The organism is [Chlorobium] sp. 445, assembly GCA_002763895.1.
Classification (GTDB): Bacteria; Bacteroidota; Chlorobiia; order Chlorobiales; family Thermochlorobacteraceae; genus Thermochlorobacter.
The window spans coordinates 46,945-61,518 of record NSLH01000015.1 but is presented as its reverse complement, the minus strand read 5'-3'; the positions used below and the strand labels follow the sequence as shown (position 1 = coordinate 61,518).

Here is a 14,574-nt window from a genome sequence, read left to right as displayed (position 1 = left end):
GCTTACTACCACTACGCATACTGCCTGTACTACAACAAATTTTCGGCGGCTTGCAGCGGGGGAAGGAGTGTGGTCGTCATCATTCTATTTTGGTTTTAAGTTATTTAATCGTACTGCAAGCCGCCGTATTGAGTAACATTGCGTTACTCGGGCGAATTGTCAATCGTCGTTCTATTGCGCATAAAGGACTTCAAATTGACCAGTGCCGCCTTTGCAAATATGCTCGACCCATTTTGCATAGGTACCACCATACCACTTGTAGGTTTCATTATTTTGGTAGCGATACTGCGGTGCGGCATAACGAATCTTGAAGCCCTTCGGCAGTGTAATGGTCAGTTGCGTATCAACCCGGAAGTCATTGTATTTGCCGACGATACCATGATGGATAATCGGGATAAGCGGGTGATTTAAGACTCGACGCAACCCACCGCCAGCGTCAATAGAGAGGCCGGGCAATTCGCCATCAACCTTGACCTCAATGCCTTGAGAGTCAGAACTAAATGCGCCTTCAATTCGGGCTTCTCGGCCCAAAAGTTTTTCTACGGGGAAAAGTTCAACCCAACGGGAGATCGCATCAACGACACCAGAGCCTGCATTCGAGAATCGCCAGTTGGAGACCCCAAGCGGTTCCTGCGCAGAGCCTTCTGTGCCAATGCGCACCACCTCCAGATTGGAGATGCGTTGTCCACCTTCATCAAGGGCGTTACGTGCAGGACCAATGAACCAGAAATCACGAATCCAGTCGCCGAAATTCGGACCTGAATTCCGAATGCTAGACAGTGTTGCTTCCCAAGTTGAAATCAGGTCGTCGTTTTCGAGCGGAATTTTCATCAAGATGTCATGGAACTGACGTCCTTGCAAGTAACGTGGGTTTGGAATGTTACGACGAATCACATCAGACTTATAGTAATACAAATTGACGACAGAGCCTTCAAACGAGAAGGCATGGCTGAAATCGCCTACTGTAACCACACCGTCGCCTACCGCAACACGCCGCTCTTCCGTTTCATTGGCGATATCGGCTTCCACTGTGAGTTTCTTGACCGTACTGTCCACGACAGTCTCAATAAGGCATGAAAACCGGACTACATCTTTGCTATCGCCAATCGGCTTACATTTGAGTTTGATGTTAAGGTCGGTCGGAAGCAAGGGAATCGCGGGCGTGACATTGATGGTAGCTCGCGCTTTAAGTGTTCCCCATGTGCTCGTGCCGCCTTCCAGCGTAACTTCGTAATCTGAGCGGGCGATGGTTGCTTCTGCTGCACCAAAGAGCGCCATAGATATTCTCCTTTTCTCAGATAAGGTTGTTGAAATACTCTTTTTTTTGCGCTGAGTCGGCTCGCACACTTAATATATCTCACTCACCACAACTCATTGCACTGCTAACTTATCGGCTTACGCGCATCTATACAACTCTGCGTGGCGGTTTTGTTTGGTTTAGCATAACCGATTCGGTCGCTTTTGTGTCTAACTGTTACCTCATTACATAGTTGCACACGCTTCAGAAAGCACACCTAAAATGAAAAGCGAGCACAAAGGCTCGCTTGTTATCTTCTAATACGATGATGAACTGCCGGTCTCTTGCTGCCGACGCCACTTATGAATTCATCTCTTCATTGGCGCGTTGTGCACGACGCTTACTGCGCAATTTCTTCAAACGCATTTCAACTGAAGGCTTTGTGAAATACGTGCGACGACGATACTCTTTGAGAACACCCGCACGCTCATACTTCTTCTTAAAACGCTTGAGCATCTTATCGATGCTTTCGCCTTCCATAATTTGAACTCCGACCAAGATTTCACCTCCTTCCAGTTGTGTGATTTAGTGGTTATTGATAAGAACAAAATAACAGTTAAACTTCTCCAAACACCGTTGAAAAACGCAAACTGACTGACAAAGTTTCAGCAAGCTCGCACATGTCATTTTTTTGACTTCTTTACCAGTTTAAGTTTCCCTTTCTTACCCGTCTCCGATACCGTGCCGTCTGCATCGATATAGACATTTTCCAACAACTGGCGCAGCCCTAAATTGCGAAATTCAACGCTGATGGCATTCATGCCGCTTGATGTAGTAACTTTGGAACGCACAATGCCAATCTCGTTTAACCCTTCGTGGAAAATCGGATCGCCTACGGTATAAATGGATTGCGGCGTATAGACGATGCATTCTTCACGTGTGAGTTCATCTAAACTCTTTTCGCGATCAATTTGGATTTTCCACTCTTCTACAAGCTGAACTGCACCAACTGCACAATCGGTGCACCGCAACCAATACTTTGCAACACCATCATCTTGTGTCGCTTCTCCCTCTTTAGGTTTGTCACTGGGCTTCCACTCCCCAACAAACTCGCGCTTAGATACCCTTTCACAGACATCACAGTACAACGGTTTGATTTTCCCTGCAATGATGAACTTGCGCTTGTCCTCCGCTGTGCCGTTCAACTCATTGGCAACAAAGTCTTCAACTTTCGGTGTAGTTTTCTTCCTTGTGTGCTTTGCGCTTTTTGCAGACTTCTTCTCGGACTTTGCTTTTTTCTTTTCTACTTGTGGCAAGTTTGCTCTATGCTTTTGGTTGATCTTGGCTTTGCTTCAAAAGGGCTTGAATGTAAACACTCTTTCTCAAATAGTCAAATGCAAAGAAGCTAAGGTGAAGACACGCGCCGTTCTTGCCATAGCAGCTTGAGAAAGTTTTTCGTCTCGGTCAGATAGCGAATGTAACTTTTCTCACCCCGATAGATGGTTTCAATCTCCACAAAGCCAATCTTAAAGCCCTTTTTGACCGCGTGAATCAAAAACTCGGTCTCAAACATGTAGCCTGTTTCTTTGCAAAGCGGTAAGATTTTCTCCAGACAGCTAGAGCGAATCAGGCGGTAGCCACATTGCGAATCTAAGATATCTTGTCCTAAAAGGCGCGAGAGCAGCCCTGAGCTAATGCGGTTGGAGAGTTGACGCGTCAGTGGCATGGGAGACTTGCGAAATTGCGCAGCTTGCCGACGTGAACCGATCACCAAGTCAAATTGGCTGTGTGCATCTATTAACTTGGGCGCATCGTGTGGATCATGCTGCAAATCGCTATCCAAAGTAAGCACAGCTGACGCTCCTTGCAACAAGGCATAATGAAGACCAAGTTTGAGCGCCGCACCCTTACCTTCATTTTGCGGACGTGCAATAACATGCACAGGGTACTGAGCCAGCACATGCAGTGTCTCATCGGTTGAGCCATCGCTGACACAGATGGTGCGCGCATTTGGTACAATAGCATCAAGTGCGTGCAGCAAGGCAGGCAAAGTGTGTGCAGCGTTGTAGCAGGGAATGACAGCGTAGATCATCTAACTTTTACGCATATCCAGTGTAGCTTCCAGACGTGCGATTTCATCGCGCAAGTATGCCGCTCGCTCATATTCCGTTTTTTCTGCAGCATCGTACATTTCAGCATACATATCCGCCAGCATCTTAAGTTTATCTTCAGTTGTCATCTGACTCATCACTTCTAAGAGCACATTTTCAGGATTAAAACTTTGAATGCCGAGCCGCTCTTTCTGCAGCTTGCGATTTGCATCCGCTACACTGGTTGATGTGATCACTTGCTCAAGCGATTTTTTGATAGTCTTAGGCGTAATGCCATGCGTCTCATTGTAGGCTTGCTGCAACTGACGACGACGGCGTGTCTCGTCAATCACTTGCTGCATGGAAGCGGTGATTTTGTCGGCGTAGAGAATAACTTTGCCGTTGGCGTTGCGTGCGGCGCGTCCAGCAATCTGAAGGAGCGATTTTTTATCGCGCAAAAATCCTTCTTTGTCGGCATCAAGAATAGCGACGAGTGAAACTTCAGGCAAATCTAGCCCTTCACGCAGAAGATTGACGCCAATGAGCACATCAAATTCATTCATGCGCAGGTCACGCAAAATTTGCACGCGCTCCAAAGCTTTGATTTCAGAGTGTAGATACTGACAACGTATACCAAGCCGATCGAGGTAATCCTGCAAATCTTCCGACATACGCTTCGTGAGCGTGAGCACCAAGATTTTATCGCCCTGTTCTACTCGCTGGCGAATTTCCTCGAGCAAATCATCAATTTGATGTTTGACCGGACGCACCTCAATGTCAGGGTCTAACAAGCCTGTGGGACGAATAATTTGCTCGACGACCACGCCGCCTGATCGACGCAGTTCATATTCGGCAGGTGTAGCGCTAACAAAAATAGTTTGCGGGCAGAGCGCTTCGAATTCTTCAAACTTCAATGGGCGATTGTCGAGCGCTGACGGCAGGCGGAAGCCGTGCTCTACCAGCACCATTTTGCGCTGTCTATCGCCAGCATACATGGCACGAATTTGCGGAATCGTTACATGTGATTCATCAATGACCACGAGAAAATCGTCTGGGAAATAATCAAAAAGGCAATACGGACGCTCACCTTCTTTGCGTCCAGAAAGATGACGTGAGTAGTTTTCAATGCCCGAGCAGTAGCCAAGTTCACGCATCATCTCAAGGTCGTATTTAGTGCGCTCTTCCAAGCGCTGCGCTTCGACATACTTGCCTTCATCGCGCAGCACACTGAGCCGCCAAGCCAATTCTGTTTGAATGTCGCGCATGGCACGATGCAAATTTTCTTCCATCGTTACAAATTGCTTGGCCGGGTAGATAGTGATGCGCTCCACTTGCTCAATCACATTGCCAGTTTTGATGTCAAGCAAATAAAGAGCGTCAATTTCATCACCGAAAAATTCAACTCTAATGCCATAGTCGTCATAGGCAGGCACAATGTCAATGCTATCCCCACGCACACGAAATTTACCGCGCGTAAACTCGCTGTCATTGCGCGTGTAGTGAATAGAGACCAGCTCTTGCAAAAGACTTTTGCGCGTACGGGCTTCACCTTGCTCAATTGTAATGACTTGCGCCGCCCATTCTTCAGGCGAGCCTAAGCCATAGATGCAACTTACCGAGCTGACGACAATAACATCACGGCGTCCTGAGAGCAAAGCACTTGTGGCGCGCAGTCTCAGTCGGTCAATTTCATCGTTGATGCGAAAGTCCTTGGCAATGTATTTGTCGGTTGCAGGAATGTAAGCCTCGGGCTGATAGAAGTCGTAATAGCTGATGAAATACTCTACGGCATTGTTCGGGAAAAACTGCTTGAACTCACCATAGAGCTGCGCAGCCAGCGTTTTGTTGTGCGAGATGACAAGCGTGGGTTTATTGACATTAGCAATTACATTTGAAATCGTGAAGGTTTTGCCTGAGCCTGTAACACCAAGCAGTGTTTGTGCCTTATCGCCGCGTAAGACACCTTCAGTAAGTTCAGCGATAGCTTTGGGCTGATCGCCCATGGGTTTGTAGTCGGAGACAAGTTCAAACTTTCGGTTCAGAGCAAGTTTACTCATCACAGCTGACTAATTTTTTGTGGTGATATTTTTAATGATGAGCGACAATTACTGGTGCGGTGTGCGCCTTGAAATTACACGCAAATAACACACTACCACAGTGCTAGGGTACGGTTTTCAGATACTTCTCGGGTAGTGGAAGCTCTGCACTTTCAGCTTGCCACATCACAGAGACAATATACCAGCGGGTACGGTCGTAAAGCAATTGAATACTATTGATACCGCGAATAAAGGGCTTTTCGTCGCTTGCTTGCTCTCGCGCTTCATAGGTGCTAAATACATGAACCAAATTACCATAGCGCTCAGTGCGCCGCGCAATTTCCTTCTCAAAAAACCTCTCTGAGCAAATCGCTTTTTGCTGCTCTCGACATAATCGTCTGGGGTCATAACACGCAGTGTGTCTTTGCCAGAAGAGAGTCGCACAATGGGCATCAGGCGTGCGCCCGGTGCAAAGAGCAAGCGAAAGCGATCCCAATCTCTCGGCTTACTAGCGTCACCTGAAATCACATCGTAAAGTGCCGCAAGAATTGCATCCAAACTTACCACATCTTTGAAATCGGATTGCGCTTGTTGAGCTAACACGGTTTTCCCAATCATCAGCGCTGAGAAGACAAGAAGTATCGGCTTGAGATGCCGCATAGTCCAGTGTGTTGTAGCGTTGGAAAGTTCCAATATACCACGCCTGCGCCAAGTCTCAATTGCAAGACCGAGAGAAAATCAAACAAATCAAATGCACAGAACTGCATACTGAGTGTAAATTTGAGCATTGTGCAGTAAGAAACAAAACATCAAATTTCATGCATCTAAAATCTTCCGTCTAGTCAACTTGTTCAAAGAAAACGAAGCATGAACTGGCAAAAGTTGCCGCCAGAATTTTATGCAGAGCCAACGCTTGAAGTTGCCCAAGCTCTTTTGGGAAAATACTTGGTGCGACGCATCGGCAAACACGTCATGGTTGGAAAAATCGTGGAGACCGAAGGCTACATTGCCTCAATCGATGCGGCATGCCACGCCTATCGTGGTATCACAGAACGCAACCGCGTCATGTTTGGCGCAGCAGGACACGCTTACGTTTATTTTGCTTACGGTAATCACTTCATGCTCAATGTGGTAACTGAACCTGAAGGTGAAGCGGCGGCGGTGCTCATTCGTGCGCTGGAGCCAATAGAAGGTATCAAAATGATGCAGAAGTTCCGACCCATAGAAGACATTACCAATTTGCTGAGCGGACCGGGAAAACTCACACAAGCACTGAACATCACACGAGCGCAAAACGGCATAAGTTTTCAAAGCCAAGAACTCTTCATTGCAGAAGGTGAAACTGTGCCAGCAAGCCAAATCGGGGTCTCGGCGCGCGTGGGCATCACACAAGCAAGAGAATTACCTTGGCGATATTTTATCAGAGGCAATCTGTTTGTCTCAAAAGGCAAACCTGCAGCATAGAGTCATCGTGTTGCGATTCATTGACTTTTTCTAACTTTATGCGAAAATGCACTAAAGTTGTACAAACGAAGTCTTTTTTTTGCAATGAAGTTAAAGAGTTTAATTGCTTTACTTGTCTTCGCAAGTCTGTCAATGCTGTCTGTGGGCAGCGCTGTATTAAAAGAAGACGAGCCAAGTGCAAGACAGAAAATTTCTCCCGACACACTCCTCAAGCATATCAAAATTTTAGCCAGCGATGAATTCGAAGGACGTGCGGCAGGCACAAAAGGCGGTGAGCTTGCAGCATCCTACATCCAAAACTATTTCAAATTTTTAGGTCTGAAAGCCTTCAGTGAAGATTACAGGCAGGAGTTCTGGGTCCCCAAAGCCTTATCGCTGGGCAAAAAAAATTCTCTGGTCTTTCAAGCTAAAGGCAAGCGGCGACAAGTGTCGGCAAAACTTGAAAGAGATTTCTTGCCACTGGGCTATTCGTCATCTGGCAAAGTGAGCGCAAAAGAAGTGGTCTTTGTCGGCTACGGTCTCTCAACAGAAAACTATAACGATTATGCAGGGCTTGATGTGAAAGGCAAAGTGGTAGTGATGATGCGTCAGAATCCAGATGGAAACAACCCGCACAGTGAATTTTATGAAGCCTCCTCACTGTATCGCAAGCTCACACAAGCTCGAGAAAAAGGTGCACTGGCAGCTCTGATTTTTTCAGGCGCTGTAGATTTTGAAGAAGATGCGCTCATTGAACTCACGCGCGATCGACTTGCGGCGGATGCAGGCATTCTTGCGCTGAGTGTAACACGAGCCGTAGCAGTAGCCTTGCTGGGCAAAAGTGAAGAAGAGTTGAAGACGCTCCAAGCCCGAATAAATCAGACGCGCAAGCCGGAATCCTTCGTGTTAAAGAAAGATGTGGCTATTTCAGTAGACCTCATTCGTGAAAAAGCTAAAACCGCAAATGTGATTGGCTACTTACCTGCAAACGATTCACTGGTCAGCGATGAGTATATCGTTATCGGCGCCCATTATGATCACTTAGGTTATGGTGGACCAGGCAGTGGGTCGCTGGCACCAAATGAGCGAAAGATTCACTACGGTGCAGATGACAATGCCAGTGGCACGGCGGGACTGCTTGAACTGGCGCGCTACTATGCCGCACAACGCAACAAGATCAAACGCAATTTTGTCTTTATCGCATTTGGTGCAGAAGAAATGGGGCTTTTGGGTTCAGCACATTTTGTGCAAAATCCGCTATTCCCGCTCGAGAAAATCAACGTGATGATCAATATGGATATGATTGGAAGAATGAAAGATTCAGCACTGGCAATAGGTGGAGTTGGTACAGCAGCAGAACTTGAAGAAGTGTGTAAGGCAGAAAATAATGGCGAATTCAAACTCAAATTAACGCAAGACGGATACGGTCCAAGCGACCACAGCAGTTTTTATAGCAAAGGCATTTCCGTCCTGTTTTTCTTCACAGGTAATCACGCAAATTACCATAAGCCAACTGACACGTGGGAGAAAATCAACGCGCAGGCGCAAGCACAAACACTGAAGTACATCTCGCGTATCATTGACAGAATCGATGAGCGTCTGACACGTCTAACCTTCACTAAGGCAGTTGCGGATAGTCTGGTCTCGTCATCGCGCTCGACGTCCGCAGGCTTTCGGGTCTCGCTGGGCACCATTCCAAATTATGCAAAGGAAGTCAATGGCGTAGAGCTCGACGGCGTGCGTGAAGGCAGCTTAGCAGAGAAAAGTGGATTGAAAGCGGGCGATATTATCGTACAATTTGGTGCGCGTACGATTCGCAATATCTATGACTACACAGAAGCCATTCGTGAAACAAAGCCGGGCGACAGCGTAGATATTGTTGTGATGCGCGGCAGCGAAAAAGTAACACTGCGCGTAGAGTTTCCAAGCAAAACCAAGTAAGGCACAATCAGCCTGCTCTGTGCGCAGTGCAATCAAGAATCGGTGCATCGTCTGCTGACCACGCAGAGATGCTCATAATAACAAATCTGACAAAATGAAAAAGAGGAACGTGAGTATGAGAAGAAATGGGACATATCCGATGCTGACGCAAGCTGTCCGAATGCTCTGTCTATTAGGACTTATCATTGCAAGTTTCTCGATTGAGGGCGGTGCGCAAGGTCGTCCAACAAACATGCAGGCGCAGCCCGACTTTGAAGCTAATCTATTCAACTTTCAAGGCGAAAAAGGCGAGAGCCTGCTCACGCTTTATGTGCGCGTCAAGTACTCACGACTCACATTTGCTAAGCAAGGCAATACTTTTACAGCGATGTATGAAGTGATTGCAAGTTTCCTGAATGAAAAAGGCACAATGGTCTGTGAAAAACTTTGGACAGACACTGTAAGCACGACATACTATGCACAGACGGTCTCAAAAGACCTTGCGCGCGAGATGAGCTTTAATGTGGATTTGCCACCGGGCAATTATACCGCTATTATTCAATTCAGAGACAAAGAATCAGGACGCAGTTCAGAACAAAAACGAACTGTGGCGGTCAAAGACTTCAAGCGTAATGTACCGACAATTTCCTCGATTATGATTGTGCGAACGGAGTTTGATAGCACAGGCAAAGTGGAGTACTCACCAAATCTCTCATCTGTTGTAGCGCTCAATCCAAAGGAAGTAGGACCGCAGATTTACTATGAAATTTACAATGCGGAGACGCGCGATCTGGTTACGCTAAAATATGTCATTACACATCGCACACGACGAGAGCAAGTTGTGGATACTTACCACAGAACGCTGGTGCCAGCCGGCAAACAAACGCGCATCTTGGATACACTCAATAGTCAAAGCATTAGGGGTGGGGACTATGTGCTCAAGATTGGCATAGAAGAAAACAACACCATCATTGATGAGTCTGTCATCACGTTTTTTGCGCGCGTGCAAGGCGCCTCTTTCTTGATTCAAGATATTGACAAAGCCATCGAGCAGCTTGAGTATATCGCTACATGGGAAGAAATCTCGAAGATGCGTGAAGCCAAGACAGCGGACGAGAAAATCAGACTCTTTAATGAATTTTGGAAAAAGTACGATCCTTCGCCGGGCACGGAAGAAAACGAACTTCAGACGGAGTATTACTCACGCATAGAATATGCTAATCAAAATTTTGCAAGCTATGCAGAAGGCTGGCGAACAGATATGGGCAGGATTTTCATCAAGTACGGCATGCCTGACTTTATTGAGCGCCAGCCACCAATGATGAATCAGCGTCCGTACGAAATCTGGGAGTATCAGCAGCACAATTTGCGCCTTATCTTCGTCGATGTCTCTGGCTTTGGCAATTATCGCTTGCTACGCCCAGAGTGGGATGCACGAAATCGCATTCGCTAAGCGATAGCAGAGTTTGACGCTATTCAGAAACGCATTTCACGCATACTGCTGTCTGTTTCATCATTTTGGCTTTTGACTAACACAGAGCCAGTTTCAGTCCTTTGCAGTGGAGTTAGCTTCCGCATTATCCTTAAGTTTGCGGTAAAGTGTCGCAACGCCAATGCCCAAAAGTCGTGCAGCTTCTTCTTTGCTACCGCCTGTGGCTTCTAATGTGCGCGCAATCATCACTTCTTCAATTTCTTCGAGTGTGGTGCCAATACGAAATGAGACAACTTTTGTGCTGTCTTGTCCTGTAATGTAGTCGGGTAAGTGCTCTTTTTGAATCATATCGCCAGAGCAAAGCACAGCTGCACGCTCAATAACATTTTCAAGTTCACGCACATTGCCTCGCCATTGATGCCCTTCTAAAAGACGAGCAGCTTCGGGTGAAATGCCCTTAATGGATTTTGCGTTAAGCAGTGCATATTTTTCTAGGAAGTGTTGAGCCAGCGGAATAATATCGTCCTGACGCTGTCGAAGCGGCGGCAATTTTAGTTTAATGACATTAAGCCGGTAGTAGAGGTCTTCACGGAATCGACCTTGCTCAATCTCTTTATCAATATCTTTGTTTGTGGCGGCAATCACCCTGACATCGACTTTGAATGTTTCTTCACCGCCAAGGCGCTCGAACTCGCCATCTTGCAAAATGCGCAAGAGTTTGACTTGGAGCGGTGTGGGCATATCGGCAATTTCATCTAAAAAATGGTGCCACCATGAGCCAGTTCAAAGCGTCCTTTCTTTTGTCTTAGTGCGTTTGTAAAAGCGCCTTTTTCATAACCGAAGAGCTCGGACTCCAAAAGTGAATCGGGCAGTGCACCGCAGTTTACTTTAATGAAGGGCTTATCGCGCCGCCCGCTCATCTCGTGAATTGCACGCGCAATAACTTCTTTGCCCGTACCACTTTCGCCGAGAAGCAATACCGTTGCGCGCGAGGGTGCAACCTTCTCGACAGTGGCAAGTATTTCACGGAAAAGCGGACTAAAGCCCACAATGTTGTGTGGCAAATACTTTGCGCCAAGTTGCTGACGGAGTTTAGCATTTTCCATCAGCAGCAGACGGGTCTCAAGGGCACGCGAAACCAAGCGCCGAATGTCGCCCATGCGAAATGGCTTCTGAATGTAGTCGTAAGCGCCAAGTTTCATAGCCTCAACAGCGCTATCGACCGTGCCATAAGCGGTCATGACAATAACGACGATGTTCGGGTCATGCTTCTTGATGTCTTTGAGCAGCTTAACGCCGTCAGAATCGGGAATTTTGAGGTCTGTAATGACAAGGTCAAGGTCTTCCTCATGCATAATGCGAAGGGCTTCGCGAGCATTTTCAGCTGCATAAAGTTTGCGTTCATCCGGTTTTTGAAGCCCATCGCACAAGGCGTCGCGGGTATTTTTTTCGTCATCGACAATAAGAATTTTGATCATACTGAGTAAAGTTACAGAGCAAAGTTATGAAACGACCTCTGGAATTGTTTTTTCTGCAAGAGGCAAAAGCAAACGCACTATAGCACCGCGCGCATCTGTACGGTTTTTGATTTCAATATCGCCACGATGCGCCTGCATAATCTCACGCACAATATACAGTCCAAGTCCCGTACCGCCCGACTTAGTAGAATAAAATGGGGTAAAAATTTTCTCAAGCGTCTCCTCATCAAGTCCTTCGCCATTGTCGCACACCTCAATGACGGCTGAGGACTGCTCTTGATAGAGTGCAATGTCAATTTCGCACGGCACATCAGGACGAGCGGACTCCAAAGCATTCTGAAAGAGATTGACGAAGACGCGTGAAAACTGCCGCTCATCGATGTATGCAAAAAGTGAGGCAGCTGAGTCTGCATAGTGCCGTTTGAATGTGACTTGCTTGCGCATCAATGTAAAGTTTGCAGCGCTTTTTTCTATGATTTGTTCAAGCACATTGCTAATGTTCATCACTGCAAAGTCAGCCTTGTTAAGACGCGAGAGCGAGAGGTAGTTACTGACAATATCGTTGAGTTTTTCAATTTCCTCGCGCAGAATCATGAGCTGCTGCTGAATTTTTTGGCTAGCGTTTGTCAACAGTTCATCTTCAAGCAAATCAAGATTGAGTAGAAGCGAATTGAGCGGGTTGCGAACTTCATGTGCCACAGCCCCTGCAATTTTTGCCATCGCCGATAGACGCTCGGCATCAATAACTTGATCGCGCATTTGTCGAAGTTCAGAAGCATCACGCATGACGACAACAAAATGCGGCTCTTTCTCCGAAGTAGAGTCAATCGTGGAAACGGAGACTGAAACTGGCAAATGCCGCTCATCTTGGGTTTTGAGTGTAAGTTCTGCACCGAAGAGTTTACCTTTTTTTTCTGCTTCGCGCAGAATAGAGCGCAGATCACCTTCCTCCAGTGCAATTTTATCCAGACTTTTGCCAACAATCTGCGTTTGCTTATAGCCAAGCAGCTCTGTTGCAGCATTATTCCACAGCGTTACGCGCCGTTTTGAGTCAAGCAGCGTGATGGCGTCCGGTGAGTTTTCAATCAGCGAGGTGATAAAATTCTTTTGCTTTTCGAGTTTTTTGCGCGTGCGATAAAGTTCATCAGCAATTTCATCGGCAACCAGCATATCGGTGGTCTCCGATTTCATGAGTTCAATTTCATAGTTATATGCCATTTCAAGCATACATTCGTCAATAATTTGCGAGAGCCGAATAGCTGTAGGGGTCGTGTAGAGCGTCAGTGACGCAAGTTTTTGCAGCAAGACCTTCTTCATTGAAAGTAAAAGCCGAAGCCGCTCATCGATTCTTAGCTCGGAAAGAAAATCGCTCATGCGAACCAGATGCTTTTTGAGCTTGTCTGTAGTCTCATCAGCAAGGTCGTTGCATAAATCGGTAAGCGCAACTTTGAAGAAATCACGCAATTCCTTTTCCGTGAAGGTCTCAAGTGAAAAATTCATCTGATAAACCCCTGTGGGGTCGTTGAGCAGCAAGACCGCTTCACGAGCAAGGTCAGCAATAGACTCTTGAAGCACAGCAACTTCTTTGCGCATAGCCTCCGAAGATAGAGGGTTTGATCTCTAAAAGTTCGTCTAAAATTTTAATCCCTGCGCAGTCGACAGGTTCGGTTCAAAGCAAAATCAGCGATAGTTTGAATGAGGCGGTTATAGTCGTAGCCAGCTGCTTGAGCAGAGCGCGCAAGTCCAGCATCAGGTGAAATGTCAGGATTGGGATTGACATCAATTACGTAGAGTTTACCGTCGTTAGAGTAGCGAAAATCAATGCGTGCGTAATCACGGCAGCCCAAAGCGTTGAACGCGCGCAGGGCAAGTTGTTTGAGTTCAAGTTCAAGTTTGAGATCAATCGGTGCAGGACAAAGCGGTTGAGTTGCTTGATACTCGACACTGCTTTCTTCCCATTTGGCATTATAACTGACAATGCGTTGGTAGCCGTCAGGCAGCGTCGTGAAGCTAATCTCTGAGATGGGCAAGACCTTCGGTGCGAAAGGATGCCCAATAGTTTGCTCATAGTCCGAATCACCGAGTATTGCGACATTGAACTCTCGTCCGTCAATAAACTCTTCACATAATGCCGGCTGAGAAAACTTCTGCCAGATGGTCTCTACCTGTTTCTCTAACTGACTTTGTGTATAGACAACTGAATCATTCGAGATGCCAAGACTTGCATCTTCACATTCAGGTTTAACAAAAATTGGGAAAGTTAGCTCTGTCTCAATAGCAGTGCCGATGTCAAAGACTTGAAAGCGTGGTGTGGGAACACCGCGGCGCAAAAGAATTTTCTTGGTAAGGGATTTTTGCACACAAGTCTCAAGCGTCCGAGCTGATGAGCCTGTGTAAGGAATCTGTAGCAAATCCAGTGTGATAGGCACAAAGACTTCCGACTTCGAAAAGCCATATGCACCTTCGAAGAGATTGAAAGCCGCATCAGGCTTTAGGGCACGCAGGTGTTCGCCAAGCAAAATGACATCGCCCATAAACGGCAAAAGACTGACTTGATGATACTCTCGCAGGGCTTCTGCGACCCCCTGCGCAACTTGCAGCAAGCCAAGTTCAGACTTCAAATCGTGCGAGAGAGAATGTCTATCAGGAACACTGTTGTAGATGACAACAAAATGAGCCATAGCAAATTAAGTTAAACCCGCAAAGGCTTTAGTGATGAGTGAAAAGATACAAATTGATGAAAAAAACTATTTTGATGCAGCATAAGTAAAGGAGGTTGCATCAAAATGTAAAGCAAAACGATCTGCCCAGTCTGTTCAACCATGCACAGGAAGAGAAACACTTTGCACTGCAGTTACGGACAGAGGTAAGGTTGAGGACTTCACGACGTGCTGTTCAGAAGAACAGAGTAACACGCATACTCTATCTACATCTACTC

The 14,574-nt window shown here is 46.6% G+C and carries 11 protein-coding genes and 1 pseudogene; 3 read left to right on the top strand and 9 right to left on the bottom strand.

Going from position 1 to position 14,574, the window contains the following annotated elements; translation table 11 throughout:
* Positions 1-171: 171 nt before the first annotated feature.
* The 6 genes from CMR00_07680 to CMR00_07655 form a co-directional block, all read right to left on the bottom strand.
* Positions 172-1,278, bottom strand: a complete 1,107-nt coding sequence (locus tag CMR00_07680; protein PIO47970.1) for a bacteriochlorophyll a protein — start codon at positions 1,276-1,278, stop codon at positions 172-174.
* A 319-nt stretch (positions 1,279-1,597) separates the two neighbouring features.
* The gene (gene rpsU / locus CMR00_07675) at positions 1,598-1,795 is read right to left on the bottom strand and encodes a 30S ribosomal protein S21 (protein ID PIO47969.1); all 198 of its coding nucleotides are present in this window, start codon (positions 1,793-1,795) and stop codon (positions 1,598-1,600) included.
* Positions 1,796-1,920: 125 nt separating this feature from the next.
* A complete protein-coding gene (locus CMR00_07670) occupies positions 1,921-2,442 on the bottom strand; it encodes a hypothetical protein (protein ID PIO47973.1) in 522 nt (173 codons plus the stop codon).
* Positions 2,443-2,642: 200 nt separating this feature from the next.
* The gene (locus tag CMR00_07665) at positions 2,643-3,329 is read right to left on the bottom strand and encodes a hypothetical protein (protein PIO47968.1); all 687 of its coding nucleotides are present in this window, start codon (positions 3,327-3,329) and stop codon (positions 2,643-2,645) included.
* Positions 3,330-5,384: an excinuclease ABC subunit B gene (locus CMR00_07660; protein ID PIO47967.1), complete on the bottom strand. Its 2,055-nt coding sequence runs from the start codon at positions 5,382-5,384 to the stop codon at positions 3,330-3,332.
* Between the two features lie 165 nt (positions 5,385-5,549).
* Positions 5,550-6,023, bottom strand: coding sequence for a hypothetical protein (locus tag CMR00_07655; GenBank protein PIO47966.1), 474 nt, complete (start codon positions 6,021-6,023; stop codon positions 5,550-5,552).
* Positions 6,024-6,230: 207 nt separating this feature from the next.
* Between CMR00_07655 and CMR00_07650 the strand changes: the two genes are divergently transcribed.
* From CMR00_07650 to CMR00_07640, 3 genes are all read left to right on the top strand, one after another.
* Positions 6,231-6,827, top strand: a complete 597-nt coding sequence (locus CMR00_07650) for a 3-methyladenine DNA glycosylase (GenBank protein ID PIO47965.1) — start codon at positions 6,231-6,233, stop codon at positions 6,825-6,827.
* A 57-nt stretch (positions 6,828-6,884) separates the two neighbouring features.
* On the top strand, positions 6,885-8,747 hold the full coding sequence (locus CMR00_07645; GenBank protein PIO47964.1) for an aminopeptidase: 1,863 nt from the start codon (positions 6,885-6,887) through the stop codon (positions 8,745-8,747).
* 94 nt (positions 8,748-8,841) lie between these two features.
* Positions 8,842-10,179, top strand: coding sequence for a hypothetical protein (locus CMR00_07640; protein ID PIO47963.1), 1,338 nt, complete (start codon positions 8,842-8,844; stop codon positions 10,177-10,179).
* 93 nt (positions 10,180-10,272) lie between these two features.
* On the opposite strand, the pseudogene CMR00_07635 reads toward CMR00_07640, so the two are convergent.
* From CMR00_07635 to CMR00_07625, 3 genes and pseudogenes are all read right to left on the bottom strand, one after another.
* Positions 10,273-11,636 (bottom strand): annotated as a pseudogene (locus CMR00_07635) (DNA-binding response regulator).
* Positions 11,637-11,660: 24 nt separating this feature from the next.
* Positions 11,661-13,229, bottom strand: coding sequence for a hypothetical protein (locus tag CMR00_07630; protein ID PIO47962.1), 1,569 nt, complete (start codon positions 13,227-13,229; stop codon positions 11,661-11,663).
* Between the two features lie 47 nt (positions 13,230-13,276).
* Positions 13,277-14,317, bottom strand: a complete 1,041-nt coding sequence (locus CMR00_07625) for a D-alanine--D-alanine ligase (protein ID PIO47961.1) — start codon at positions 14,315-14,317, stop codon at positions 13,277-13,279.
* Positions 14,318-14,574 lie beyond the last annotated feature (257 nt).